This window comes from Parageobacillus toebii NBRC 107807, from assembly GCF_003688615.2.
GTDB classification, from domain to species: Bacteria; Bacillota; Bacilli; order Bacillales; family Anoxybacillaceae; genus Parageobacillus_B; species Parageobacillus_B toebii.
Genome location: NZ_CP049703.1, coordinates 576,721 through 603,393, shown reverse-complemented (window position 1 = coordinate 603,393; position 26,673 = coordinate 576,721). Strand labels below are relative to the sequence as shown.

At 43.4% G+C, this 26,673-nt stretch carries 28 protein-coding genes; all 28 read left to right on the top strand.

Annotation, left to right across the window (positions count from 1 at the left end; all coding sequences use genetic code 11):
• Positions 1-8: 8 nt before the first annotated feature.
• The 28 genes from DER53_RS03185 (at position 9) to hpf (ending at position 26,665) form a co-directional block, all read left to right on the top strand.
• A complete protein-coding gene (locus tag DER53_RS03185; RefSeq protein WP_062756123.1) occupies positions 9-1,508 on the top strand; it encodes an ATP-dependent helicase ComFA in 1,500 nt (499 codons plus the stop codon).
• Complete coding sequence (locus tag DER53_RS03180; protein ID WP_062756125.1) at positions 1,505-2,212, top strand: ComF family protein; 708 nt, start codon at positions 1,505-1,507, stop codon at positions 2,210-2,212. The genes DER53_RS03185 and DER53_RS03180 overlap by 4 nt, the downstream gene beginning before the upstream one ends.
• 69 nt (positions 2,213-2,281) lie before the next feature.
• A complete protein-coding gene (locus DER53_RS03175) occupies positions 2,282-7,741 on the top strand; it encodes a hypothetical protein (protein ID WP_156482455.1) in 5,460 nt (1,819 codons plus the stop codon).
• Entirely contained in the window at positions 7,738-8,034 is a 297-nt protein-coding gene (locus tag DER53_RS03170; RefSeq protein WP_062756128.1) for an EscU/YscU/HrcU family type III secretion system export apparatus switch protein, read from the top strand. The genes DER53_RS03175 and DER53_RS03170 overlap by 4 nt, the downstream gene beginning before the upstream one ends.
• Positions 8,035-8,089: 55 nt before the next feature.
• Positions 8,090-8,518: a flagellar export chaperone FliS gene (gene fliS, locus DER53_RS03165; RefSeq protein ID WP_062679044.1), complete on the top strand. Its 429-nt coding sequence runs from the start codon at positions 8,090-8,092 to the stop codon at positions 8,516-8,518.
• Between the two features lie 19 nt (positions 8,519-8,537).
• Positions 8,538-10,352 (top strand): flagellin N-terminal helical domain-containing protein, encoded by a 1,815-nt coding sequence (locus DER53_RS03160; protein WP_062756130.1) that lies wholly within the window; start codon positions 8,538-8,540, stop codon positions 10,350-10,352.
• A gap of 87 nt (positions 10,353-10,439) precedes the next feature.
• Positions 10,440-10,877, top strand: a complete 438-nt coding sequence (locus tag DER53_RS03155; protein WP_062756132.1) for a YaaR family protein — start codon at positions 10,440-10,442, stop codon at positions 10,875-10,877.
• Between the two features lie 23 nt (positions 10,878-10,900).
• Entirely contained in the window at positions 10,901-11,308 is a 408-nt protein-coding gene (locus DER53_RS03150) for a TIGR03826 family flagellar region protein (RefSeq protein ID WP_062756133.1), read from the top strand.
• A 72-nt stretch (positions 11,309-11,380) separates the two neighbouring features.
• Positions 11,381-11,644, top strand: a complete 264-nt coding sequence (gene flgM, locus DER53_RS03145; protein ID WP_062756135.1) for a flagellar biosynthesis anti-sigma factor FlgM — start codon at positions 11,381-11,383, stop codon at positions 11,642-11,644.
• A gap of 14 nt (positions 11,645-11,658) precedes the next feature.
• Positions 11,659-12,138, top strand: coding sequence for a flagellar protein FlgN (locus DER53_RS03140; RefSeq protein ID WP_244319628.1), 480 nt, complete (start codon positions 11,659-11,661; stop codon positions 12,136-12,138).
• A gap of 246 nt (positions 12,139-12,384) precedes the next feature.
• Complete coding sequence (gene flgK, locus DER53_RS03135) at positions 12,385-14,007, top strand: flagellar hook-associated protein FlgK (RefSeq protein ID WP_062756139.1); 1,623 nt, start codon at positions 12,385-12,387, stop codon at positions 14,005-14,007.
• A 10-nt stretch (positions 14,008-14,017) separates the two neighbouring features.
• Positions 14,018-14,923, top strand: coding sequence for a flagellar hook-associated protein FlgL (flgL, locus tag DER53_RS03130; RefSeq protein ID WP_062756141.1), 906 nt, complete (start codon positions 14,018-14,020; stop codon positions 14,921-14,923).
• Positions 14,924-15,006: 83 nt separating this feature from the next.
• A complete protein-coding gene (locus tag DER53_RS03125; protein WP_062756143.1) occupies positions 15,007-15,561 on the top strand; it encodes a DUF6470 family protein in 555 nt (184 codons plus the stop codon).
• 22 nt (positions 15,562-15,583) lie between these two features.
• The gene (gene fliW, locus DER53_RS03120; RefSeq protein ID WP_062756145.1) at positions 15,584-16,018 is read left to right on the top strand and encodes a flagellar assembly protein FliW; all 435 of its coding nucleotides are present in this window, start codon (positions 15,584-15,586) and stop codon (positions 16,016-16,018) included.
• 14 nt (positions 16,019-16,032) lie between these two features.
• A complete protein-coding gene (gene csrA, locus DER53_RS03115; RefSeq protein WP_062756147.1) occupies positions 16,033-16,281 on the top strand; it encodes a carbon storage regulator CsrA in 249 nt (82 codons plus the stop codon).
• The gene (locus tag DER53_RS03110; RefSeq protein WP_015865079.1) at positions 16,278-16,463 is read left to right on the top strand and encodes a hypothetical protein; all 186 of its coding nucleotides are present in this window, start codon (positions 16,278-16,280) and stop codon (positions 16,461-16,463) included. Before csrA ends, DER53_RS03110 begins: the two co-directional genes overlap by 4 nt.
• A gap of 156 nt (positions 16,464-16,619) precedes the next feature.
• On the top strand, positions 16,620-17,429 hold the full coding sequence (locus DER53_RS03105) for a flagellin N-terminal helical domain-containing protein (RefSeq protein WP_062756149.1): 810 nt from the start codon (positions 16,620-16,622) through the stop codon (positions 17,427-17,429).
• Between the two features lie 79 nt (positions 17,430-17,508).
• Positions 17,509-17,796, top strand: coding sequence for a hypothetical protein (locus DER53_RS03100; RefSeq protein WP_062756151.1), 288 nt, complete (start codon positions 17,509-17,511; stop codon positions 17,794-17,796).
• Between the two features lie 128 nt (positions 17,797-17,924).
• The gene (locus tag DER53_RS03095) at positions 17,925-19,466 is read left to right on the top strand and encodes an IS200/IS605 family accessory protein TnpB-related protein (RefSeq protein ID WP_062756152.1); all 1,542 of its coding nucleotides are present in this window, start codon (positions 17,925-17,927) and stop codon (positions 19,464-19,466) included.
• Between the two features lie 1,058 nt (positions 19,467-20,524).
• Positions 20,525-20,860, top strand: coding sequence for a hypothetical protein (locus tag DER53_RS03090; RefSeq protein ID WP_062756154.1), 336 nt, complete (start codon positions 20,525-20,527; stop codon positions 20,858-20,860).
• Positions 20,861-21,009: 149 nt separating this feature from the next.
• Positions 21,010-22,200, top strand: coding sequence for an ISL3 family transposase (locus DER53_RS03085; protein WP_121910014.1), 1,191 nt, complete (start codon positions 21,010-21,012; stop codon positions 22,198-22,200).
• A gap of 435 nt (positions 22,201-22,635) precedes the next feature.
• Entirely contained in the window at positions 22,636-22,995 is a 360-nt protein-coding gene (gene flaG, locus DER53_RS03080) for a flagellar protein FlaG (RefSeq protein WP_062755647.1), read from the top strand.
• Positions 22,996-23,010: 15 nt separating this feature from the next.
• The gene (locus DER53_RS03075; RefSeq protein ID WP_062755649.1) at positions 23,011-24,513 is read left to right on the top strand and encodes a flagellar hook-associated protein 2; all 1,503 of its coding nucleotides are present in this window, start codon (positions 23,011-23,013) and stop codon (positions 24,511-24,513) included.
• Between the two features lie 26 nt (positions 24,514-24,539).
• Positions 24,540-24,941: a flagellar export chaperone FliS gene (gene fliS / locus DER53_RS03070; protein ID WP_062755650.1), complete on the top strand. Its 402-nt coding sequence runs from the start codon at positions 24,540-24,542 to the stop codon at positions 24,939-24,941.
• On the top strand, positions 24,941-25,294 hold the full coding sequence (fliT, locus tag DER53_RS03065) for a flagellar protein FliT (protein ID WP_062755652.1): 354 nt from the start codon (positions 24,941-24,943) through the stop codon (positions 25,292-25,294). The genes fliS (DER53_RS03070) and fliT overlap by 1 nt, the downstream gene beginning before the upstream one ends.
• Positions 25,295-25,306: 12 nt before the next feature.
• Positions 25,307-25,693, top strand: coding sequence for a DUF8042 domain-containing protein (locus DER53_RS03060; RefSeq protein ID WP_062755654.1), 387 nt, complete (start codon positions 25,307-25,309; stop codon positions 25,691-25,693).
• A complete protein-coding gene (locus DER53_RS17190; RefSeq protein ID WP_062755655.1) occupies positions 25,680-25,880 on the top strand; it encodes a hypothetical protein in 201 nt (66 codons plus the stop codon). The genes DER53_RS03060 and DER53_RS17190 overlap by 14 nt, the downstream gene beginning before the upstream one ends.
• Positions 25,881-26,116: 236 nt before the next feature.
• Positions 26,117-26,665: a ribosome hibernation-promoting factor, HPF/YfiA family gene (gene hpf, locus DER53_RS03050; RefSeq protein ID WP_015865067.1), complete on the top strand. Its 549-nt coding sequence runs from the start codon at positions 26,117-26,119 to the stop codon at positions 26,663-26,665.
• Positions 26,666-26,673 lie beyond the last annotated feature (8 nt).

Below are 26,673 nucleotides of genomic sequence, written 5' to 3'. Positions count from 1 at the left end.
GGGATCATATGCGTTTTATCGTGGATGAAGGAAGGTTGATCCCCGAAGCATTGGCCAAAACCAATGACCGAACTGCTAAACCGATCAGCTACATTGATGCCACGTCTTCTATCCCACTGCACCCCGAGTTTCCTTACTCCCCAGAACTCCTTTCTTTTTTGGAAGGAAAACAGCTTCTCCTTGAAGAACTTCCGTTCCCCCTTGATCTCATTCAAGCACATTATGAACATGGCTATCTTGCTTACGAAAAAGGAATGATGAAAACAAAACATGGATGGCGCTGCATAAGGTGCGGAAACGAGGAGAATCATTTTTTCGCCTCATTTCCTTGTGCACGCTGTCAAGCGGTTTGTACATATTGCCGCAAATGCATTATGATGGGACGTGTCAGCGCATGTACCCCGCTGGTTGTATCCCGCTTTTCTTTCCCTCAAGCTTGCTATTTTTCCCCGCTTTCCTGGAACGGAACGTTATCCCAAGGCCAGCAGCGTGCTGCCGATGCGGTGGAGAACGCAATCATGCGGAATGACGAATTACTCGTATGGGCGGTTTGTGGCGCTGGAAAAACAGAGGTATTGTTTCCAGGCATCGCGCGGGCGCTTGAGATGGGAAAACGCGTATGTATTGCCACCCCAAGAACCGATGTTGTGCGCGAGCTTGCCCCTCGCTTGAAACAAGCATTTCCAAGCGTCCCATTGATCGCCTTGTACGGCGGCAGCGACGACCGCGGCAAATTCGCCCCTTTTGTTATTTCCACCACCCATCAGCTATTACGTTTTTACCGCGCTTTTGATGTGATGGTGATTGATGAAGTCGACGCCTTCCCGTATTCGATGGAACCGATGCTTGAATATGCTGTCGCAAAAGCGCGCAAAGAGACATCCAGTCTTATTTATTTAACGGCAACTCCACATCCAGCTTGGCAGAAAGAAATCAAGCGCGGCAAACGAAAAGCGGTCACCATTCCCGCCCGCTACCACGGTTTTCCCCTTCCTGTCCCATCCTTTGAATGGTGTGGAAACTGGCGCAAACAGTTAAAGCGACGGCGTCTTCCCCGCAACGTCACCGCATGGGTGAAATTGCGCATTGAAACAGCAAAACAAGCGTTTTTATTCGTCCCCCATATTGATGAGCTCGAGCAAGTTGTACGTATATTGAAACTATTAGACGAGCGGATCGAAGGCGTTCACGCGGAAGATCCGAAGCGTGCGGAAAAAGTGCAAGCGTTTCGCGACGGCCGCATTCCTCTTCTTGTCACTACGACGATTTTGGAACGCGGCGTGACCGTTCCGAACATCGATGTTGCCGTGCTTGGCGCGGAAGACCGCATTTTTACGGAAAGCGCGCTCGTGCAAATTGCCGGCCGCGTCGGGCGAAGCGCTCAATTTCCAAACGGTGACATATGTTTTTTCCATTACGGAAAAACACGGGAAATGGTCGCGGCGAAACGGCAGATTGAGCGAATGAATAAGGAGGCGTCGGAAAGGGGGATGTTGAAAACGCAATGAATTGCTTGATTTGCCATACGCCGTACAATCCGATGGTGAGTTGGCGGCATTTTTTGACATTAGACAAAGCGGATTGTCTTTGTTCGAAATGCCGCAATGCGTTGATGAGGATTAACGGAGAAATTTGCGATATGTGCGGCCGTCCGTTTGCAGACCTTGAACCATCCCATCGACAAGGTCGATTATGCATGGATTGTGTCCGTTGGCAAGAGGACGACGAGTGGAAAGATGTGTTGACGAAAAATCGGTCGGTGTATATGTACAATGAATGGATGAAAGAAGTGGTTGCGCTTTGGAAATTTCGCGGCGACTACGCGATTGTCGAAGCGTTTCAAGAAGAGTTTCGCCGTGAATTTTATCGTCATTTTGACCATACCTTTCTGATCGTTTCGATTCCTCTCAGCGACGAGCGCCTGTACGAACGCGGATTTAACCAAGCAAAGGCGCTGGCCGTGCTGCTCGCTCTCCCCATCCACGATATCCTCACACGTCATCACCTCGAAAAACAATCCAAAAAATCGCGCCGTGAGCGGCTGCAGACGGAAAACGTCTTTCAGTTTTCGGGAAAAATGCCTTTACAGGACAAGCATATTGTGTTAATCGATGATATTTACACGACAGGAACGACGTTAAGGCATGCGGCGAAGGTGTTGCGTCAAGCTGGAGCGATAGACGTCTCCTCCTTCACCCTCATTCGGTCGTAACGAGTCAGTAAACATCCGCTTGAGATGTGCCGATATTAAAAGTAAGGACATGTCGAGCGGAGAGTGATAGTGATGGAAATTCGAAATTCCCTAGCAAGACAAGCAGCTTTCGTGCATGAACAACCGATCCTATTAAAAAATGGTGAAACGTATGAGGCAACGATAAAAGAAAAAATAAATATCAATGAAGCGATAGTGAATATAAAAGGAACGGATATTCGTGTTCAAGTAGAAGGGGAATTGCCTCAAGAAGGACGTGTGATGATAGAGGTAACAGCCCAACAAGGAGATATTCCAGTAGTGAAAGTGATCCCACGACCTCAACCTGTAGCAAAGCCGCAAATGAATGATATCACAACACTTTTAACCAAACTCGGTGCAGGGGAAAATGTGCCTACTGAGTTAAAACAAGCGGCACAATTGTTACTATCTAAAGAAATGCCGCTAACGAAAGAAACGGTTGCCGTATTAAAAACGTTTTTCGCTGAAGCTCCGGGTACGGTTGAACAAAAACTGGATACGATTCGTGCTTTAGTAAATAAAAGATTAGAAGTAACGAACGCACAAATAACAGCGGTTCATGAGGCGCTGCACGGAAAGCCGCTGGGTGAAGTGTTAACATCCATCGCCAAACAACTGGATGCAAGTTTTACATTTACAAAACAAGAAATCGAAAACAGTGGTCGTGTTACAAAAGAAGTAATTGCGAATGTTCGTAAAGAAATTCAACGTGAGCCGAATTTTACCAAAGTAATGGAACGCGTTGCCGAGTTAGCTAAAGCGGCAGAAACAGATGTATCGGAAGCCTTAAATAGAGCGGTGCGTGAAGCGGTTGTTTTCCATGAAAAAGGTCAAGAATCATTTGCCCGCGGTAAAATCGTGCAAACATTAGTGCTATTAGAGCAATCTGTCTCCCAGGAAACGCGCGTTCAACGTGGAATGAGCGAGTATGACCTAGTGGAACAAGTGAAAAAACTACGTGAGCATGTGCAACGCGAGCCGTTAGTAGGAAAAGCGATTGTGATTGTAAAAGAAAAGATAGTAGATAACAAAAACATTTCTCACGATATTAAAGAAAAAATAGCCGCAACTCTCCAGGAAGTAGAGAGATTACGACAAATAGGACAGCCTCTTTCTGCCAAAGCAAAGTTAATGCAGGCATTGACACAAATGGAGGATGAAATAGCATCCAGCTCCAAAACGACAGAAGCGAAAGTTCATGATGGGGTCGAACAGACGGTACAGGCGTTGCGAAAAGCGAAAGACATCATTCGGAATACAAACAATTTACCGGAAGCAATTCAACGATTAAAAAATGAAGTTATTAGTCATGTAGATAAGAAAACGGCAGCAGAAATCGAAACACTCGTTGAGCGCTTGTCTATTGCTCAAAAAGCTGGCAAAGACCGCCTTATTCAAGCATTCGAACAAATTGAAAAAGATCTTGCGAGCAAACAAGCCGGCCAAACAGAAAGACCGTTAGAAATGACAAAGCAGCGAATAAATCAAGTTGAACAAACATTTCGCACGAACGAAGCGAAGGCCCAACCGCCTCAAAATCTTACAGAACTAGTAAAAGACGTGCGCAATCAGGTCATGAAGGAAGCCGACTTAACGAAAGCATTGGCACAGATTCGCACGCAGCTTGTTCATAACGACAACGTGCCGGAGGAAGTACAACAAAAAGTAGAACAAGTCATTAAAGAAGCGCAGGTGCTGAAAGCGAACGGGCAAGAACAAATAGCACGCCGTCAAGTTATTCAGTCGCTAACGGAGTTAGAACAATCTGTTGGGCAAGAGAAACTGATTGTGCGTGATGTCGCCAATCAAGTGAAACAAGTACGTGAACAAGCAGCACGCGAACCGAGCTTGTCCAAAGCAGTGGAACAAGTTCGTCAACACATCGTGGATGCTCTAGAAATGGATCGGGAAGTAGCCGAGAAAGTGAATCGAGCATTGCGTGAAGTGGTGCAACTTCAGCAAATAGGTCGCGAAGGCGAAGCCCGTGCTCGTTTAGTCGAAGCATTAACACAGGCCGAACAAGAACTGCGCACGCAAGAACTAGCAAATCAAGTGAGACAAGTGCGTGAACAAATAACAAGCGAACCGAACTTGTCCAAAGCAGTGGAACAAGTTCGTCAACACATCGTGGATGCACCAGAAATGGATCGGGAAGTAGCAGAGAAAGTGAATCGAGCATTGCGTGAAGTAGTCCAACTCCAGCAAATGGGTCGCGAAGGCGAAACCCGTGTTCGTTTAGTTCAAGCATTGATACAAGCAGAACAAGAACTGCACATGCAAGAACCGGCAAATCAAGTGAAACAAGTACGTGAGCAGGCAACGCGTGAACCGAACTTGTCCAAAGCAGTAGAACAAGTTCGTCAACACATCGTGGATGCGCCGGAAATGGATCGGGAAGTAGCAGAGAAAGTGAATCGAGCATTGCGTGAAGTAGTCCAACTCCAGCAAATGGGTCGCGAAGTCGAGGCTCGTGCTCGTTTAATGCAGGCGTTAACACAGGCTGAGGAAGTATTGCGTGTCAATGAAGCGAAACCTCAGTCATCTCAAAATCTTGCGGAACTAGTGAAAGATGTACACAGTCAGGTCATTAAGGAATCCAATTTGACGAAGGCACTGGCGCAGGTTCGCACGCAACTCGTTCATAACGACAACGTGCCAGAGGAAGTGCGACAAAAAGTTGACCAAGTTATCAAAGAAGCGCAGACGCTGAAAGCGAACGGGCAAGAACAAATAGCGCGCCGTCAAGTTATTCAAGCATTAACGGAGTTGGAACAATCCGTTGAGCAAGTGAAACCGAACGTACGTGATATGGCGAACCAAGTCAAGCAAGTACGTGAACAAGCAGCACGCGAACCGAACCTGTCCAAAGCGGTAGAACAGGTGCGTCAACACATTGTGGATGCACCAGAAATGGATCGGGAAGTAGCGGAGAAAGTGAACCGAGCATTGCGTGAAGTGGTGCAACTTCAACAGCAAGGCCGCGAAGTCGAGGCCCGTGCTCGTTTAGTCCAAGCATTAACACAGGCCGAACAAGAACTGCACATGCAAGAACCGGCAAATCAAGTGAAGCAAGTGCGTGAACAAGTAACACACGAACCGAATCTCACCAAGGCGGTGGAACACGTTCGCCAACATATCGTGGATGCGCCGAAAATGGATCAAGAAATCGTGAAGAAAGTCGACCGAGTGTTACGCGAAGTCGCTCAACTTCAGCAAATGGGTCGCGAAAGTGAAGCGCGTGTTCGTTTAGTCCAAGCATTGGAGCAAGTGGAACAAGAACTGCGCACACAAGAACCGGCAAATCAAGTGAAACAAGTACGCGAGCAAGCAATACGTGAACCGAATCTCACCAAAGCAGTGGAACACGTTCGTCAACATATCGTGGATGCACCGGAAATGGATCGAGAAGTAGCGGAGAAAGTGAATCGAGCATTGCGAGAAGTGGTGCAACTTCAGCAACAAGGCCGCGAAGTTGAGGCCCGCGTTCGTTTAATGCAGGCGCTAACGCAGGCAGAGGAAACATTGCGTGCCAATGAATCAAAACCTCAATCGTCTGCGAATCTTATAGAACTGGTGAAAGATGTACGCAGCCAGGTAATAAAGGAAGCCGATTTAACAAAAGCGCTGACGCATGTCCGTACGCAACTCGTTCATAACGACCATGTGCCTGTGGAAATACAACAAAAAATAGAAAAAGCAGTCAAAGATGTTTTGATGTTACAACAAATCGGCCGGGAAACATTCGCGAAAAACCATCTCATTCGCACACTTGAACAAGTAGAAAAAGCTGTAGCAGCAAAAGAACAAAAGCCGCAAGTTGATCTGCTTGAAACGATTCAACAAGTAAAACAAACAATCGACAAAGCGGAGACCATCGAAGCGGCGATCCGAGAAATACGCCAGCAGCTTCATCGTTTTTCCGATAAGAACATCGTAACACAGTTGACAAAAGCAATGTTTGAAGCGGCAAAACTTGATAAAAGCGGTCGCGAGCAGCTTCTTGCGAGTCTTACAAATTTAGAAAACGAACAAATGAAAGATATAACGAATGAAAAAGAAATATCCAATCAACATGTATATGATGCCGTTCGCAAAGCAATCAAAACACTTCAGCGTGAAGCAAACTTAGAAAAAGCGTTGGACTTTATTAAAACGGAAACGATGCCGCGGTTAAACAAAGAACCAGAGCTCGGGAAAAAACTAGCGGACTCTTTCACGAAGGCATTGCAGCTGAAAGAAAACGGAAGAGAACTTGCGGCAAGACAAACGATGCTAGAAACATTGACGGAAATCGAAACATCATTGCCTTCAGCGGTCAACGAAAAAACCGATCCATCAACTAGCTTAGACAACCTTTTCGATTCCGAATGGCAAACAAGCATACAATTGCAAACAAAAGATATCATTGTACAAACCGTTACGAAAAAAATGTCGCAAGCGGCGATTGACTTTAAAAATATAAAACGCGACATTATGCGTAATTTAGAGACGATTTCGCAATTAATTGAGAAATATAAACAAAGCGCCCAACCTCAGGCGAAACAGCTTTTAGAAACGACAATCAAGCAATTAGACAACGCCATTTTAAAAAGCGATATGATGTTATTTACCGATATGATGACAGAAAAACAATTAATGAAAGCAAGTTCACAGCTCGCCGAGGCGAGAAAACGATTAAATAAAGGCGACTATAGCGGCGCACAAAAAATCGTGAAAGAAGTAAAAGATGTACTCGCAAAAATGCAATTTAAACCATCTGATGTGAAAGTGAAACATTTTGTGGCAAACGAAAGTTTAAAGTTTGCCGGTTCGCCAAAAGAATTTTTAACGCAGATGAATAAAACGGTTCAACCTTTTGCGCTTGAACCATCAGCACGGCAAATGTTTGAAACGATTCGCCGGCTCGGTTTAACTCATGATTACGAAGTCGCTGAATCGCTCGTTTTTAAAGGAAACAATGAAGAAGTGCCACAACAAAATATGAAGGCAATGTTCTTGAAACTTGCCCAAAGCGGAAACGAGCAAGTAGCACAACAAGCGGAACAAGCGTTAAATAATCTTACGGGGCAACAACTGTTAAATAAATTTGATGCAGGCGCGAATGCGCAAAGCTTTTTCTTCACGTTACCGCTGTTATTACAAAATGAAGTACGAAGCATAAAAGTGTATGTGAATTCTCGCAAAGACGGCGAACGAATTGACTGGGAAAATTGCAGTTTATATTTCTTGCTTGAGACGAAAAAATTGGGCGATATTGGGATTTTACTGAATGCAAATGAAAGAAATCTTTCGATTACGTTTCGTAACGACAAAGAGGATTTTACGGAGAAGATCCAACCACTTATCGATGTCGCCAAAGAAAGATTAGAAGAAATTGGTTATCGTGTGACCGGAGTGAACGTGACAAAATTATCGAAAGAAAATATGCCAATGAAAGAGTCGAAACCGATATCACAGACACCATCTTATGCAACATTTACGGAGAAAGGATACGATTTTACAATATGATCCAAAAATATTTTAACCAAAAAAAACGAAGTCAAATAAACGGTCCCACAGCAGCGGTTATTCGTTACGATGAAGAAACCGGAAAATCACCGACTGTCGTCGCTCAAGGAACAGGATATGTGGCGCAAAAGATTATTGAATTAGCGAAACAACATAACGTTCATATCCAAGAAGATCCACTCCTTGTGCAAAACTTGTTAAGCCTTGATTTAGGTGACAGCATTCCCCCGCAACTATACGCTGTCATTGCAGAAATTTTGTTATTAATAGAAGAAATAGAAAAAAACTATTAAACTACGTGCATAAATGGCCGATATAAAAAATAGAGAGCAAACGGGGGTGTACAATTTGGAGGTCCTCACTGAAGAAATTGTTTATAAAAAAAATTCCCAACAACTAACGGCCCTGCTTTATGAAGGACTCATTGAAAGTTTAGAAGCAGCGATTACATTGATTGAACAAAAAAATTATATAGACGCCAATAAACGGCTGCAAAAAGCCAATGATATTCTCCGCCGGCTCGGTGTCGGGTTAAAATATGATGCCGGCATTATCGCTCATCAATTAGATGCGCTTTACAACTATATGGCAGAACGTCTCATTGAGGCCAATATGAAGAAAGACGTTTCCATCATTAAAGAAGTGCTTCAATTAATAATGACGATTTCATCTGCTTGGAACGAAGCGTTAAAAAAAGAACCGCAGCCAGTGCCAAAATCGTTTATGCAAAAAGCAGCAGCTTACGAAAAATTTGTGACCACATACGAAGAAAAATAGGATAAAGGAGCGAATAAACATGAGAATTAATCATAACATTCAAGCATTAAACGCCTATCGCAACTTAGCGGCAAACCAATTAAGCGTCTCTAAAAACTTAGAAAGATTATCATCTGGTTTGCGAATTAACCGCGCGGCAGACGATGCGGCTGGTCTTGCCATCTCTGAAAAAATGCGCTCGCAAATCCGCGGACTTCAAATGGCGGAACGCAATGCGTTAGACGCAATCTCGCTCATCCAAACGGCGGAAGGGGCTTTAAACGAAGTACATAGCATTTTGCAGCGCATGAGAGAGCTTGCGGTGCAAGCGGCGAATGATACGCTTGAGTCAAGCGATCGTGCGGCGATTCAAGCGGAAATCGATCAGTTGACAAAAGAAATTGACCGTATTGCCGATACGACACAGTTTAACCAAAAGATTTTATTTAGCGGTTCCCCGGAAGGCAGAGCATTTGCTGAAGCGAGTTCTTCAGCCATTAGCTATGTAGGAAACGGAACATGGCAAGGGATTGTCACAGCGGCACCAACGGATCCGGCAAAAGTTGTACTAGACTTTTCGAAGAACTTTGGCATGTTGGCTCAAGATGTAATCGACAAAAAAACATTTACAATAAACGGAAAAGTATATGAAATTGATGCCAAAGGTGATGGGTTAGCTGATACAGGGCATATTGCTGTGAATGTAACTTCTTGGGTTGCCACCCCAGCGAATGACAGTGATGCAGTAGATAACATTAACGGATTACTTACTGCATTAAGAGATGCAATTTTAGCTAATGATAGTACATTTAGCTCCGCAAGTTCGATCGTGAATGCCTCTGATAATAGTAATAACGGTGACGGAATCATTACAAACGGTCAATTAACATTGATAACAGCAAAGGTTATGTCGCCGAAAAAAGCGAGTACAATCACTGTGTCGTCTGATTTTTCTAATACAGAGCTCAAATATTTAGATCCATTTGATTCAACAAAAGAGGTTACATCGCTTGTTGCTAAGAATCAAGCTTTAGTCCCCGAAACATTCACGCTGACTTTTGGCGATGTCCCTAAAAACGGCGATGTATTAAAAATCGATAATTTAACGATTACGTTTAGCGATTCGATGGCAAGCAGCTACACTTGGAGCAGCGGGCAAGGAACAGCAACAATTGATGTGAGAGGAAAAACAGTTTTTGACGTGTTAAAGGATATTGAACAAGTACTTGAGGATGCCAAAGCAGATACAAATCGACCTGTTTCGGCATTAACGGCGTTTAGTGTGGTAGGAAACTCATTGATTCTTTCAACCGATCGAACAGATGACGGAGGTTCGTTCGGTTCAGCGAATGGATTGGAAATCGAAATTATTGATAATGACTTTGAAGAAAATAAAGGAAAGTCATTAAAGTTGGAAATGCAAATTGGCGCCAATGAGTCCGAGACACTAGGGTTTGATTTAGGCGTCATGGATGCCGCCAGCTTGGGTCTTGCCCGTATGGCGGATCACACAACGAGTCTGAGTGCAGGAGTAAATGCTCAAGCGGGGATCGATGTATCATCATCGGCACAGGCGGCGCGCGCGGCGATCACCGTGATTGACCAAGCCATTAATAAAGTATCCGAAGAACGAGGAAAATTAGGCGCGATTCAAAACCGCCTAGAACACACCATCAACAACTTAAAAACCGCAAATGAAAACTTAACGTCCGCAGAATCGCGCATTCGTGATACCGACATGGCGATGGAGATGGCAGAGTTTACGAAAAACAATATCTTAACCCAAGCGGCACAAGCGATGCTCGCGCAATCAAACCAGTTGCCGCAAGGAATTTTGCAACTGTTGAAAAGCTAATACGCTCGTTGATGAAGGGGTGGGTCAACAAGACCTCGCCCTTTTTTTATAGTTGTGCGATAATGGGGATAACAAGAGGTGATGACGATGGAAGTGCAGAAAGTAACAAGGGCGAACGTATCAAACGTTAGCCGTAAAGAAGAAACAGCGATGGAATCGGTGTCATTTACCGAAGTGATGGCGAAAAAACGAAATGATATCGTCTGGGAACGCGTGCAGCAACAAGTCCAACAAATCGAAGAACAAGGGAAAAAGCTCGCCGAATCGCGAACGATCGAGGACTTGAAAAAATATAAACAGCTTGTCAAGCAATTTTTGGACGACGCCGTCAAAAACGGCCTACAGTTGGAAGAACAGCGCGGATTCAGCCGCGGCGGACGGGCGCGCATTTATAAAATCGTCAAAGAAGTGGACCGCAAATTAATCGAATTAACAAATAACGTATTGCAAAAGGAACAAAAAGGACTGGATATATTGCGCATCGTGGGGGAGATTCAAGGACTCATTATTAACATTTACACGTAAATGAAAGCGGGGAGGGGAAAACGATGGGAGAGCTTACAAACTGTCCGAGATGCGGGCGGCTTTTTGTCAAACATTCCATTCGTGATGTTTGCGAACAGTGCTATAAAGAAGAAGAGGTATTGTTTGAAAAAGTGTATCAATTTCTCCGTAAACGCGAAAACCGCACTGCCACGATGGCGCAAGTCGTCGAGGCGACGGGAGTAAGCGAATCGCTCATTACGAAATGGATTAAAATAGGGCGGCTCCAGCTTGTTCATTTTCCAAATCTCGGCTATCCTTGCGAATCGTGCGGCACGATGATCCGCGAAGGGCAACTTTGTCCGAAATGTAGAACAAGGATTCAAACACAATTAAAGCAGCTTGAGGAAGAAAAACAGCGACAACGACAAAGAATGGTAACTTATTATGTCCAAAAAGATGAGGAGCATTAAACATTCGCTTCTTTGCTCCGATATAAATAGTAGGCAGATGAACGTTGATGGAGAAAAGTGAGGTGAAACAGTATGAAAATTCATCATGTCGGCTCGATGAACGTTAATCCGTATGAGCGGCAGTTTAATAAAGTGGAGCGGCAAGTTCCGTCTACAAGAAAAAAAGATCAAGTCGAAATTTCTGAAGCGGCGAAAGAATTGCAGGAAGCGTCGAAATGGGAAAGCGCTCGCCAAGAAAAAGTCGAACAGTTAAAACAACAAGTGCAAAACGGGACGTACACGATTGACCCGAAAGCAATCGCGAAAAGCATCATTGAATATTATCGAAAACAATAAAAACGGAGCGAACGATGATGACGTTTTCTGGGCTTATTTCGATATTAGAGGCACAAGCGAAACTGCATGAAAGTTTATACAAGCTCGCCCAGCGCAAAACGGAAGCGTTGAAAAAAAATGACATGGATGCATTGTCGACGTTAATGAACGAAGAACAAAAACATATTTTCGCCATTCGACAGTTCGAGGAACGGCGAGTGCGCTGGATGGAAAAAACATTTCCAAACGCGCAAAACATGACGATCACCCGTTGCATTGAGCTTGCCGATAAAACGGAACGTGAAAAACTGACTGAGCTATATGAACGGTTGACGGAAACGATCGCACAACTCAAACAGGCAAATGAATTAAATAAACAGCTGTTAGAGCAGTCATTGCAGTTCGTTTCGGCTATGTTGGATGTGGCCATGCCATCCGTCCAGCCGATTACGTATAACGAAACGAACCAATACGAAGAGTCGTTAAACCGCTCCATATTCGAGTCAAAGGCTTAAGGAGAATAAGCATTAAGGAGGTGTAGACCTGGTTGCTAAAATCGTTGTCGTGTACTGACCGATGGAAGGAATGGTGCACGACAGATGCCGTCGCTAACCGCGATCCACGGGGTGTCTTTCACAGCAAGTGAATGACAAGGGAAATTCCCTTCCTGATGGAACTCAGGTGTTTCCTGAGCGGCAAGCTGTTTGGCTGGTTCCATCGCGAAGAGTCGATTTTTATAGATTTTAGTAACCAGGAGAACGATGCTTTCGACATTTCACGGATTAGAAGCCGCCAAACGCGGCATGATGACCCAGCAAGCCGCACTTTACGTAACAGGGCATAACGTCGCGAATGCGAATACACCTGGATATACAAGACAACGCGTCAATTTTGTGACGACGGAGCCATTTCCCGCTCCTGGTCTGAATCGTCCGCAAATCCCTGGTCAGATGGGGACAGGTGTAAAAGCAGGTTCGATTGAGCGTGTGCGCGAATACTTTTTGGACATTCAATATCGCGGGGAAAACAACAAGCTTGGTTATTGGGAAGCGCGCGCGGATGCGATTGCGAAGATGGAAGACATTATGAACGAACCGTCAGATAACGGATTGGCAAAAACGATGGATCAGTTTTGGCAAGCGATGCAAGACTTAAGCGTCAATCCTGAAAACGAAGGGGCACGGTCTGTTGTACGCCAGCGCGGACTTGCCGTAGTCGAAACGTTCCATTATTTATCCAACTCGTTATCGCAAATTCAAACCGATATCGGGACGCAGATTGGTGTAACGGTCACGCAAATCAACTCGCTTGCCAAACAAATTAGCGAACTGAACAAACAAATTGCGAGCGTCGAACCGAATGGCTATTTGCCGAACGATCTGTATGACGAACGCGACCGTCTTATTGACGAGCTTTCCAAACTGATTAATGTACAAGTCGAAAAACATCCAACCGGTGGCAACGCGCCAGCAACGGCGGAAGGGACATATGATATTTATTTCCTCAACGGAAACGAAAAAGTATATCTCGTCCAAGGCAGGGATTTTCAATCCATTTCATTTCCAGATGGTCAAGATGTGGACGGGGACAAAGAGCACATCAAGGAAATGCCGCCAGCTACGGGAGTCACAGAGTTGCAAGTGGGAGGCACGTCCGTTTCCTTCACCAGCAACAATCAAGTCACATTTCCAATGGGCAAACTGCGCGGACTCATCGAAGCGTACGGCTACGTAAACGGGCAGGATAGCAACGGTCAGCCAATCGTCACGGGCATTTATCCGGATATGTTAAATAACTTAGATAAGCTTGCTTATACATTCGGTAAATTGTTTAATGCAGTTCACGAAAAAGGATATGGGCTCAACGGCGAAACGGGTGTTTCCTTTTTCGATGGGCTTGGTCAAGAAGAAAAAGGAGCGGCAAAAACGATTCGTCTTTCTGCCGATATTGACGACCTTGCGAACATTGCTGCTTCCACGGAATATGGAAAGCCAGGAAACGGAAACAATGCGATTAATCTCGCGAATGTTGGCAGCATGTTGCTTTCTGCGGATACGGTCAGTTTAATTGGGACAACAAACACGATCCAGATCAGCACGCTCAATCTGCCGTTGACTTCTGGCACGATCCAAACGAACTACCAAGGCTGGATTGGGAAACTTGGCGTCGACGGGCAGCAAGCCAACCGGATGAAAAACAATAGCGACGTCCTCCGCCAATCAGTGGAAGAGCGCCGTCAATCGGTCAGCTCCGTATCTCTTGATGAGGAAATGATGAACATGATTAAATTCCAGCACGCCTATAACGCGGCAGCGCGGCAAATTACTGTCGTGGATGAAATGCTCGATAAAATCATCAACGGAATGGGTATCGTCGGAAGGTAGGTGACTAAACGTGCGCGTGACACAAAACATGCTGGCAAATAATATGCTAAAACATTTAAGCGCTAGCTATGCGAACTTAGGAAAATATCAAGAACAGCTTTCCACGGGAAAGAAAATTAACCGCCCATCGGACGATCCTGTCGTGGCGATGAAAGGGATGGCGTATCGCACCAACTTAACGGAAGTCGAACAGTTGAAACGCAATTTTTCCGAAGCGTACAACTGGATTGAAAACTCAGACGCGGCGCTCGATAAAGCGACACAAGCGTTGCAGCGCATTCGCGAGCTCGTTGTTCAAGCAAGCAACGACACGTATGAAGAAACGCAGCGCCAAGCGATCTCGCAAGAAATTAAGCAGCTGACCGAACAGTTGGTGACGATCGCCAATACGAAAGTCGGCGACAAATATATTTTTAACGGCACAAACACGTTACAGCCTCCTGTGCAAATGGTGAACGGTTCCATTACAACATCGAACAATGCAGAAGAAGTAAAAATCGAATTAGCGAAAGGCATTTATATTGGTGTCAATGTGGATCCAACGAAAGTGTTCCATTATGACGCTTCGCAAAAAGGGAAAGGATTGTTCAGCGATTTGCAGTCGCTTGCCAACGATTTGGACGATCCGACGAAGACGGGAAAAGATATTAACGAATACCTCGGCTATATTGATCAGCATATTACAAATCTACTAGGTGTCCGCGCCGAGTTAGGGGCGCGCATGAACCGCGTTGAATTAATGGAAGACCGCATTAACCAGCAAGAAGTCATTGCGAAAAAAGTGTTGTCGGATAACGAAGACGCCGACATGGAACGTGTCATTACCGATTTAAAAGTGCAAGAAAGTGTCCATCGCGCCGCACTAGCGGTTGGCGCGCGCATCATCCAGCCGACGTTGGTCGACTTTTTACGATAAGCTAGCTTTTTAGCTGGCTTTTTTCTTATCATGTTTCGATTCCGCTCACCTAGTGCGGCGGTTTCGACAAGGAGGAACTGTTGATGCGTATTCCGCAGCTTCGTATGGAAGCGACATTCGCAAGACTGGAGATTTCCACCGAACCTGCACAACTGGAAATCGCACAACCGCCAGCTGAAATGACGATCGAACAGCCAAAGCCAGAACTGGAGATCAACGTCATCCGTCCGCGCCTGACAATCGACCAGTCGCAGGCATGGGCAGAGATGAATTTAAAACATGTGTTTCGGCTTATCGAGGACGCGGCAAAAGATGGTTACGAAACATGGCTGTCGTACATAGAGACCGTTTCCGCGCAAGGAGATGAGCTGATGAAAATCGAAAACGGCGGCGACGTGATTGCCGAGCAAGCGCAAGCAAACAGTGAAGACTCGCCGCTGGAGTTTAACATCGGGTTCGTACCATCTCCATTTAGCGTGAAAATCGACTACGAACCGGGCAAACTGATCATGGATTGGAAAATTCATAAGCCGCTCATTGACGTAAAACCGCACCGTCCAGTCATTCATTACCAACCAGGAGCGGTGCACATCGATTTGGCGCAGCACAATTCGCTCCGCATCGACATTGTCACGTAAATACGAATCGAGGGATGAATAAATGAAAATCGCGACAAAATATCATGGAAACATCGACATTGATGAAAAGGACATCGTTCGTTTTGAACAAGGAATTCCAGGGTTTTTAGAGGAAAAACAATTTGTCTTATTACCACTCGAAGACACACCGTTTATCATTTTACAATCGGTGAACACACCCGCTCTTGGTTTTGTCTTAATCGAGCCGTTTTCATACTTTCCAACGTACGAAATCGAACTCGATGACAACACGCTCGAGCAGCTGCAAATCACTGGCGAACAAGACGTTGCTTTATACGTTATTTTGACCGTCACCGACCCTTTCGACGACACAACGGCAAACTTGCAGGCACCGATTGTCATTAATGCTCGTAAACGCCTTGGAAAGCAAGTTATTTTAACAAACACGGACTACAAAACGAAACATCGCCTCTTTCCCGAAAAAGTGGCGAAATAAAGGAGGCGGCAAGTATGCTTGTACTAACGCGCAAACTGAAAGAAGCAATTCAAATCGGCGATGACATCGAAATCACTGTCCTTGCTATCCAAGGCGATCAAGTGAAGCTTGGCATTAACGCACCGAAACATGTCGAAATCCATCGCAAAGAAATTTATCTTGCCATCCAAGCCGAAAACAACGCCGCCTCCCTCGCCTCCAAAACATCGCTCGAGCAGCTAAACGAACAACTGAAACACTGGAAAGGGGGGAAACAGGTATGAGCGTCAGCATTATGGGCATCCATGTCCCAGGAATCATTGCGAGCATTGTCCAAGATAACAAACAAGCCGCTGAACAAGCGTTAAATGAAATCATTAATAAACATAAGGATGACCCAGCACACATCATTAAAGAAATTCAACAGCCTTCGCCATTTTCCCAATTTCTCGACATCAAAATCTAAAAAATTTTTTCTCCAACCTATTAAACTTTTTAAACAGCAAACCGATATAAAAAGTGAACGTGGCATAGCGAAGAAAGGCGGCCGACTTTCTTCCTATCCGCGAATTGATCATTCCACAAGGACGTGGAAGAAAAAAATTTCAAGGAGGAAGAGAATATGAGAATCAACCACAATATTGCGGCGTTGAACACGTATCGTCAATTATCAATCAACGGGGCAAATGCTCAAAAGAACATGGAAAAACTTTCTTCCGGTCTTCGTATTAACCGCGCTGGGGATGATGCAGCAGGTTTGGCGATTTCAGAAAAAATGCGTGCTCAGATTCGCGGTCTATCGCAAGCATCTCGCAATGCTCAAGACGGAATTTCTCTAATCCAAACTGCCGAAGGGGCATTAACTGAGACTCACGCTATTTTGCAACGTATGCGTGAACTAGCTGTTCAAGCGGCTAACGATACTAATGACAATACTGTTGACCGTGCGGCGCTTCAATTAGAAGTAACGGAATTGATTAATGAATTAGATCGAATTAATTCTGACACTAAATTTAACCAAAAAGATTTATTTGGACAAACTTTCACCATCCATATTGGTCCTGATAGTTCATCTCAAACTTTGTCTGTAGATATTGATGCAGTAGGTGCCTCAGATTTAGGAGTAGATGCAGTAGATATTTCTACACAAAATGGAGCATCGTCTGCAATTGATATAATCAATAACGCAATCAATACAGTTTCAACGACTAGAGCGCAATTAGGTGCATGGCAAAACCGTCTAGAGCATACAATTGCAAACCTTGACAATGCGGCAGAAAACTTAACAGCCGCAGAATCTCGTATCAGAGACGTCGACATGGCGAAGGAGATGATGGAGTTCACGAAGAACAACATCCTCTCTCAAGCAGCGCAAGCGATGCTCGCGCAGGCAAATCAGCTTCCTCAGGGAGTGCTACAATTATTACGTTAATCATTTATTCAAGGGGTTTGAGGAATTTTCCTCAGACCTTTTTCACTATTTTGTGACTATTTCGTGATAAGGTGATGGAATGAAAGAAAAGAAGATAATTAGGAAAATGCAAATCAGTTATGATGGACAACATTACAGAGACCTATCTTTCATCTGTGCAAATCTAGTTGTGTTCGATTATCCGCATTCTGAACTATGGGAAATTCATGTAAAGCTGAAAAGTGAACTTCCGGAAGGTAAAATGGTAGATGTCATGTTTGTTACTGAAGATAATCAACGATACAAAGCAAAAGCTTTTATTTTCGTAGAGAATATAAATAATCGGGTATATGTATTACAAAAGAGGAGCGAGTTGTTAAGGTTTTGATTATCTAGGGTGAATATAGTTATCAAAATTTAGAATAATGGCGAATGATCGTGCAATGATTGATAGATATGAGATAAGTAGCGATAAATCGAATGTTTCCAAAGAAAGATGAAAGGGGGGGATTAGAGTTGTTACAAACATACCAAACTAAATTAAGTAACATTCAACTGAATCACCATTTGGATTCCTATCGCTATCTGGATGAGTTTGGCAAGTTTTTTGGTTTTCTTGAACGAAAGCTATTTGTCTTGTTCTATGTTAAAAAGCAATCGGTTTCATCTGTCAAACCGTCGTTTTGTAAAGAATACGGCATTACTTCAAGGCAATTCAATGCGTTGCGAATGCAGTTAGAAGGAAAACTATCTGCAGTGAAGAGGGTTCGGAAATATCAAATTGAACAACTCAAACATCGAATAATGGAATTAGAGAGAATTATTGAAAAGAAAATAAAACAAAAAGAAAAACAATATACAAAACTAATGGAAACTAAAGAAACAGATAGCTGTTTTCAGAAAATAGTAAAAAGATACAGAAACATAAAGTTTGTTTTGCATCAGAAAAAACGCAAACTTCGCAACTTGAAGCAAAAATTAGAACAATTACAACAAGATGAACGAAACAACATCATCCGAATCTGTTTTGGTTCGAAACGTTTATTTCACAAGCAATTTCATTTAGAGAAAAATGGTTATTCATCTCATGAAGAATGGAAACGCGATTGGCAAAGAGCGAGAAGTTCTCAATTTGTAGTCATCGGTTCGAAAGACGAAACGTTTGGAAATCAGAGCGCTATTTATAATACCAAGAACGAGTTGCATCTTCGGGTAGCCCATCAATTTGTCGATACATACGGAAAATATATTGTATTTCCCAGTGTAATGTTTCCGTATGGCCAAAGAGTATTGAACCAGGCGAAAATCCCTTACATGGGCATCACCAAAGGTGGCAAGCCGAAAAAGTACTTTCGTGCCATTACTTATCGTTTTTTGCGTAAAGAAAAAGGATGGTATCTTTTTGCGACAGTGGAAAGAGATGTCCCCGAAATTTCTACTACCGACCTAGGCGGCTATATTGGTATCGATTTAAACGCTGGTTTTTTATCTGTTTGTGAAGTCGATCGATTTGGCAATCCTCTCCAAGAACAAAAGATCCGCGTATCTATGTATGACCGCAACAAAAATCAAATTTTTGCTTCATTAAGTAATGCTCTTCAGCAAGTCATGAAATATGCTCTCTCTGTAGGAAAACATGTGGCGATTGAAGATTTATATTTCTTTAAAAAGAGGGCTGTATTAGGGGAAATGAATTCAAAGTATGCCCGGATGTTATCGGGTTTTACGTATTCTAAATTCAAATCCCTAGTAGAATCGAAGGCAAAGAAACTAGGTGTAGGTGTAAAATTGGTCTATCCATACTATACCAGTCAAATTGGTCATATGAAGTTTATGGCCCGCTATGGACTAAGTCCTCATGGTTCAGCCGCTTGTGTGATTGCGAGAAGAGCGCTCCGATTTTCGTTAGAAAAACCAAAATATGATACGGTCTTACAGCTTCCTAAAACATTGGATAAACACCAGTCCAATTATAGTAAATGGAGAAGCATAACGAACTCAGTAAAAAAGAATTATTGGTTCCATGACAAAATTGAAATTCTAAAAGCGGACATCTAATAGTTAAGGTAGTTCGATAGGAGAAACGGGGGCAACGCTTCCCTATTACCTGTAAGGAAGATAGGGACCACGTACTCTCGTTATTTAGACATTCCATTCCTTTAGCGGGGCTAACAGCCTACCAAGAGTGTGGGGGAGCACCTCTACATCCTTTTGAGTCTCTTCTTCTGCTGTAAGTGAGAATGGGGATTCAAATGTGACGGAAACGTTAAAATCTATTTTAGTTAAAGACTCGAATAGATGGATGTTTCCATTCTTGGTTTAGAGTGTGATTCTCTAACGCGATTCGTAAGAAGAACTGTTCGTCTTACGTGCAAGAGTTCATCTCTTGAACAAAGATAGATGATATATGTCTATCTTTTTAGGAACAGTGAAGATATAGTCTGGCATGGGAACAAGAGTCGAAGACGTTGCGGCATGACAAGCTAATCAACAACCACAAGAAGTATTACAATTGCTTCGTTATTGTATGCCATTTTTTACTTATTTTCATTTGTATAAACGGACCAATAACTTTTCTGTATTGATTTGGCGATTTCATGGATGGTTGCTCCTTGCTACTTCCATTTCCTTTAGTCGTTGTATTCCAAATTGGAATAAGGTTTTACACGTTCGGATCTGCTTACTAAAATATCAAAAGGAACTAACTTTTCTATTTCAGGTTTCCTGTTTTTAATCGTTCATTCCAATTTGTTTTGTAGTATATTGATGGACAATTATAACAATAGAAGCAATTGTTTCGAAGAAGAGAAATGTATCTTTTACGAATATTATTTTCAAGATCATTTCTCGCCTATCAGCCCGTTTGCTTAACTGAATATGATGCCGAAATGTGTAAGCATATGGTGCTGTAATTGTTGCAATTCGCGGGATGGATAACATTGCAAATAAAGATAAGCGAGAAAAATAGAAAAATTTTTAGATAATTCCCAAAAGTTATGAGATAACTCTGGAGCACCGAAGAGAGTAAGTATTGCTTACTAACAATAAAGATTAGCGCTATTTTACACAATGAGTGCTGATTATTAAAATGTGAATAGTTAAAGGAGATGAACTAAATGGAGGAAAGAGTAAAGACATTGAATGATGTTGATATTGAGTATATAAATCAAACATATTCGTATATTGAAAAATTGCTTGTTGAGCTAAATAAAATAGTTTCAGGATATCATTGTAAATTCGAAACTGGTTATGGATGGCGGCAAAATTTAGCCAAACTTAACGATTTAGAAGTTATCTCAAACGATTTATACAAATTAATATATAATTGGTGTGATACGATCTATACAATAGGTCAAGTAGTACCGTTAACAGAATGGGAATGGTATTGTGGAAATGCTAGTTTGATTAAAAAAGAGTTAAGAAATTTAGTAAATAAAATAAGCGCTAAGTAAAAAAAGATCCAGTGTCAGTCACTGCCCGAGTCGAATAAAACATAAGGTTCATCACCAAATTTTGTGATTTAGTGACAAAAAAGAGAAAGCACTGACGAGATCCTGGCAATAATGTTAGCGGTGAAATAAACATTAGGGAGGTCTCGTAAGTGCTTTCTATATCACTAGGATTGCCAGAATTTAAAGTTATTAAACACGAACTTCTTTCCTATGGTTATGCGATTCATGTAGAGAAAACAGAGACACAGGAACGTTGCCCTCATTGTGGGTTTGCCACTTCCTCTGTCCACGACAGACGGACAAGAAAAGTACGGGATTTGGCGATTTTCCATCAACCGGTGTACTTGTTCGTAAAGGTAAAGCGCTATCGGTGTTGGAATTGTTCCCAAGTGTTTTCCGCCTCTTTGGAATCGATTCCACCCAATCAACATTACACCAATCGATTTTGTGAGTATTTGTATGAACTTTGCGAAGGCACCACCATTCAAGAGGTTAGCCGAAAGCACCGCATCCCATATACGACATTGGAACGCATTTATTACTCCATCGCATCGAAAAAAGCAAAAGAGCGTCAAACAGCGATAGAAGCATCTTCTCAAGAAGGAATGGTGCTTAGTTTAGATGAAATCGCGGTAAAAAAGGGACATCAGTATGAAACTGTATTGATGGATGCCAGAGCCGGATCGGTCATGGGAATGCATGCCGATCGCCAATGTGACTCCGCCATCAACTTGTTGAGCCAAAATATCCTGTCGAAAGAAATGGTCCAAACGGTGATTCTTGACATGTGGGGACCTTATCATAAGGCGGTTCGCGCCCTGTTTCCATCTGCTTCGATTGTCATCGATAAGTACCATGTGGTTCAAAAAGTGACACAAGCCTTGGATCAAGCAAGAAAGGAATTTTCTCCATTGAAAAAGGCTCGATATCTTCTCTTAAAAGGCTGTGAAAAGCTTCGTAAGGACCAACGGCTTCGATTAGACGATATCTTGGAGGAGTATCCGGCACTTTCCATTGCTTATTATCTGAAAGAGTTGTTTCGGGATTTTTACCGAACCGATGGATATAACGAAGCAAAGGAACGCTTGGAAGAATGGATTAAGTTAGCCAAACAGAGCCCTTTTGCTTCTTTTCAGGAAGCAGCCAACACGCTTGAAAGGTGGAAGGAGCCTATTCTTTCCTACTTTTTGTGCCCATATACGAATGCCCGAATCGAGGGGACGAATCACAAGATCAAAAACATCAAACGCCGGGCATATGGCTATCGGAATCTAGAACGGTTTCGTTTACGTGTATTTCTGGAGTGTACAGGGAACACTACAGGTAGTCAGGCTGCCTAAGCACTCCCTTCTTCCGCTATCGGTATGATAGTTGGTAGAATGGAACCCGTCAAGGAAAGCACTTGACTGTTTCCATTCTACCAACTTCGTGGTCTGTATGCGGAAGAAGGATCCTGACTGATGAACCTATTTCATCCAGCTAACATGTCTCTAGGATTGAGTAGAAATCACAGAAAATGGTGAAGACCCAAACATAACACACGCCTCACTAATAATGTTTAAGGAGTGAGGCTTTTTATTATTGAGATAAACCATCATTTTTAGAAATCCACCACAATAGCTCTTCCGCATTTAGCCTATCCCTCGAATTTTCATGATTCCCAAAAAAGCGATGGATAAAGAAAGTCATCTCTTTTTCTCTCCACTCTCTTCACAACTCCCCATCTCCATCCGATATAAAACATAGATAGTGTTCATGCAAAGGAGCGGGCGATGATGACGATGGAACGAGTATCTTCCCATCCTCTTTCTTATTTGTATGAAAGTGTTCGCAATGAAAAAGCCAGCAGCATGATCGAACCCCAGCAGCAACATCATACGAACAATTTGGAAACAACAGTGCAAAACATTCCAAAAGAAAAACTAGAAGAAGTAGTGAAAGGCTTAAACGAATTCCTTCAGCCAAGCCATACGTCGTTAAAGTTTGAGCTGCATGACGAGCTACAGGAGTATTACGTGCAAATTATCGATGAGCGAACGGATGAGGTTATTCGCGAAATTCCGCCGAAAAAGCTGTTGGATATGTACGCGGCGATGATGGAATTTGTCGGGTTGATTGTCGATAAAAAAATTTAACGGTGGTGAGTGAATTTGGCAAGCAACATGCGCATTGGCGGTTTGGCGAGCGGCATGGATATCGACCAGATTGTTAAGGACTTAATGAAAGTGGAACGGATGCCGCTTGATAAGTTGAAACAGAAAAAGCAAATTTTAGAGTGGCAGCGCGATGATTACCGTTCGATGAATACTTTATTGCAAGATCTTGATAACTATATTTTTAACAATCTAACATTGCAAAGCAGCATGTTGAAAAAGAAAGTGACGAGCTCGAACGATAGTGTCGTAAGCGCCACGGCAAGCGCAAGCGCGGCAAACGTTGCCACAAGCATCCAAGTGCAACAAATCGCCACGTCAGCAATCTGGCTTTCCGATGAAAACACAAGAGTAGACAAGAGCAATTTTTCAGTCGAAAATGACGTCACCTTAACGTTTACCGTCACAAACGGTGATGGAAGTTCAAAACAAGCAACCATAACCATTAAACAAGGAGCGACGTTAGACGGTGTCATTTCACAACTAAACAATGACCCGAACTTAGGAATCAGCGCGTTTTATGATGAGCAAACAGGGCGAGTTTCCATTATGAAGAAAGATACGGGTGAGAAAGCGAGTATCGTTTTAGAGGATCAAGATACAGCAGACTTTTTTGCGCAAAAACTGGGATTTATCGGTGCTGTGGCAGGTGCGGAGCTAACCGGGAAAACAGATGGAAAAGATGCGGTTTTCACCATTAACGGTCTTCCAACATCCCGTTCGTCGAACACATTTACGATTAACGGAGTAACCTACACATTAAAAAGCACGGGATCAGCAACAATTACAACATCTACTGATACCGACGCAATGTTTAACGTGATTAAAGGGTTGGTCGACAAATACAACGAAATCATCAGCAAAATCAACGCCGAGCTGAAAGAAGAACGCTATCGCAATTATCCACCGCTTACCGACGAGCAAAAAGAAGCAATGACGGAAAAGCAAATTGAGCTTTGGGAAGAAAAAGCGCGGAGCGGGATGTTGCGAGGCGATTCGATTTTATCGAGCGGTTTAAGCAAGATGCGGATGGACCTTTATACAAAAGTAGAGGGTTCTAATATTACAATCGGGTTTTCCCAGCTTGCGGAAATTGGCATTACTACCTCGTCTAACTATCTGGATGGGGGTAAACTCATTATTGACGAAACGAAACTTCGCCAAAAAATTCAAGAAAATCCGGATGCGATTTACCGATTGTTTAATAACGACAGCACCAACTATTCAGAAAAAGGCATTGCCCGCCGTCTCCGTGATACGATCAAAGATACCATCGGCAAAATCGAGCAAAAAGCCGGGAAAACGATTTGGACGAACCAGCAGTTTGCGATTGGTCGCGATTTAATTCAAATTAACGAACAGATCGATCGTTTTGAAGACCGTCTCAAAGAAATCGAGGACCGCTATTGGCGGCAGTTTACGGCGATGGAAAAGGCGATTCAGCGGGCGAACGAGCAAAGCATGTATTTGATGAACGCCTTTTTCGGCGGTTCTCAATAAAGGGAGCAGGTAAAGGAGTGAGGTAAATGGCAACGAACAATCCATATCAAAACTACCAAACGAACGCCGTGCAGACGGCATCGCCAGGAGAGTTGACATTGATGTTATACAACGGCTGCTTGAAGTTTATTAAACTAGCGCGCAAGGCGATCGAAGAAAACAATATCGCAGCGCGAAACGAAAACTTGATCAAGGCGCAAAACATTATTCGTGAGCTGATGGTGACGCTCAATATGGAGTATGAAGTCGCAAAGTCGATGATGGCGATGTACGACTACATTTACCGCCGGCTTGTCGAGGCGAATGTGAAAAACGATGCGGCGATTTTAGATGAAGTCGAAGGATATGTGACCGAGTTTCGTGATACGTGGAAACAGGTGATTCAAATCAACCGGCAGCGTCAATACGCGCAAGGCGGGCAGGCATAATGAGCGTTGTCATCGCGTTATTTCACGTGACGAAAGAGCTGCGTGACCTCGTCGCTATGCCGATAACAGCGGAAGCGCGCGACGAGAAGATAGCCGCTATCGAGCGGTTGCTTGCACAAAGGGACGAGCTGTTACGGGAGCTTCGTCCGCCGTATAGCGGGGAAGAACAGCGGCTTGGCAGGCAAATCGTGCAGTGGAATCAAGAGATTGAAGAACATTTGCGGGAGCTGAAGCGGCAAATTCAGCGCGATTTGGCGATGGTCCGCGAGAAAAGGCGGGCCAATACCCATTATACGAACCCGTACGAGCAATCGCTTGCGATGGACGGAATGTTTTACGATAAAAAGAGATAGGTTGTGATAGATATGACGGTGTTAACACCGATGCAAATCGAAATGGTGCAAAAATACGTGGCGCTTCTCGATACGATCGAGGAAGGGTTTGCGTATGTGGAAGAAAGTTTCGTAAATTATGAGCGGACGCAAGGAGACGAGGTGCTTGCCAATATTTTTATGGCATTGGCGAAGATTAGCGAGACAAATGTACATTTATGTCGGCTGTTTGCCGAGGAGACGGGCATCGTTCATCACTTGCGGCTATTTTCCGATGTGTTGGAAGAAGCGTATAAATTAGATGGAAATTTTGGCGATCCGAACATGAAGCAGCGCATCGTCGAGCAGCATCTTTCCCCCGCGTTTCAAGCGTGGAAGATGATCATCACCCAGCTGTTAAAGCGATATGTCGAACAATGAAAACACCGAGCCCCATGGCGTGGGGCTCGGTGTTTTTTATACGGCTTTGACGATTGTCACATTAATTTCCTTGCGCAAATCGATTTCGTACGGATTTTTAATGATGCGCACGATCGGTCTGAGCGGAAAGTCGGGAAACACTTTCGATACGACGCCGACATATCCGGTGTTTCATCCGATTGTGTAGAGGCGATGAAATAAGCAAATTTTTGCATGTTGCCGCATTTTGAATGGTACAATGGAATTGGTAATAAAATAAAAAATGGGGTTAGGAAAAACGATGTTATTCTCTGAGTAATATTGCCACATTTCCTTCTCACTTTCACAAAATTTTCAAAAACATTTTGCTGATTCAAGCAGGACCTTTGTTGGGGTTTGTAGAATATTAAACACATAGCCTTAAATAAAAAGGAGTGATCAGCGATGATCTATAACATTCGCGGGGAAAACATTGAAGTAACTCCAGCATTGCGTGAGTATGTCGAGAAAAAAATTGGAAAATTGGAAAGATACTTTGAAAACACAGAAGATATTCATGTTCACGTTAATTTAAAAGTATATAACGATAAACAAGGAAAAATCGAAGTGACGATCCCAATGCCGCAACTGTTGCTTCGCGCGGAAGAACGCCATGACGACATGTATGCGGCCATTGATTTAGTAGCGGATAAATTAGAAAGACAAATTCGTAAACATAAAACGAAAGTAAATCGTAAATTACGCAATAAAGAAACAAAACAAGTGCTTGTCACGCAAAACAACAATCCTCCGGTAGAGGAGAATGAGGAAGAAGAATTTGAGATTGTCCGTACGAAACATTTCAGCTTAAAACCGATGGACAGCGAAGAAGCGATTTTGCAAATGAATTTGCTTGGCCATAACTTCTTCATCTTTACAAACGCGGAAACAAACCGCACAAACATCGTGTATCGCCGTAAAGATGGAAAATACGGCTTAATTGAAGCAAACTGACCCTCATC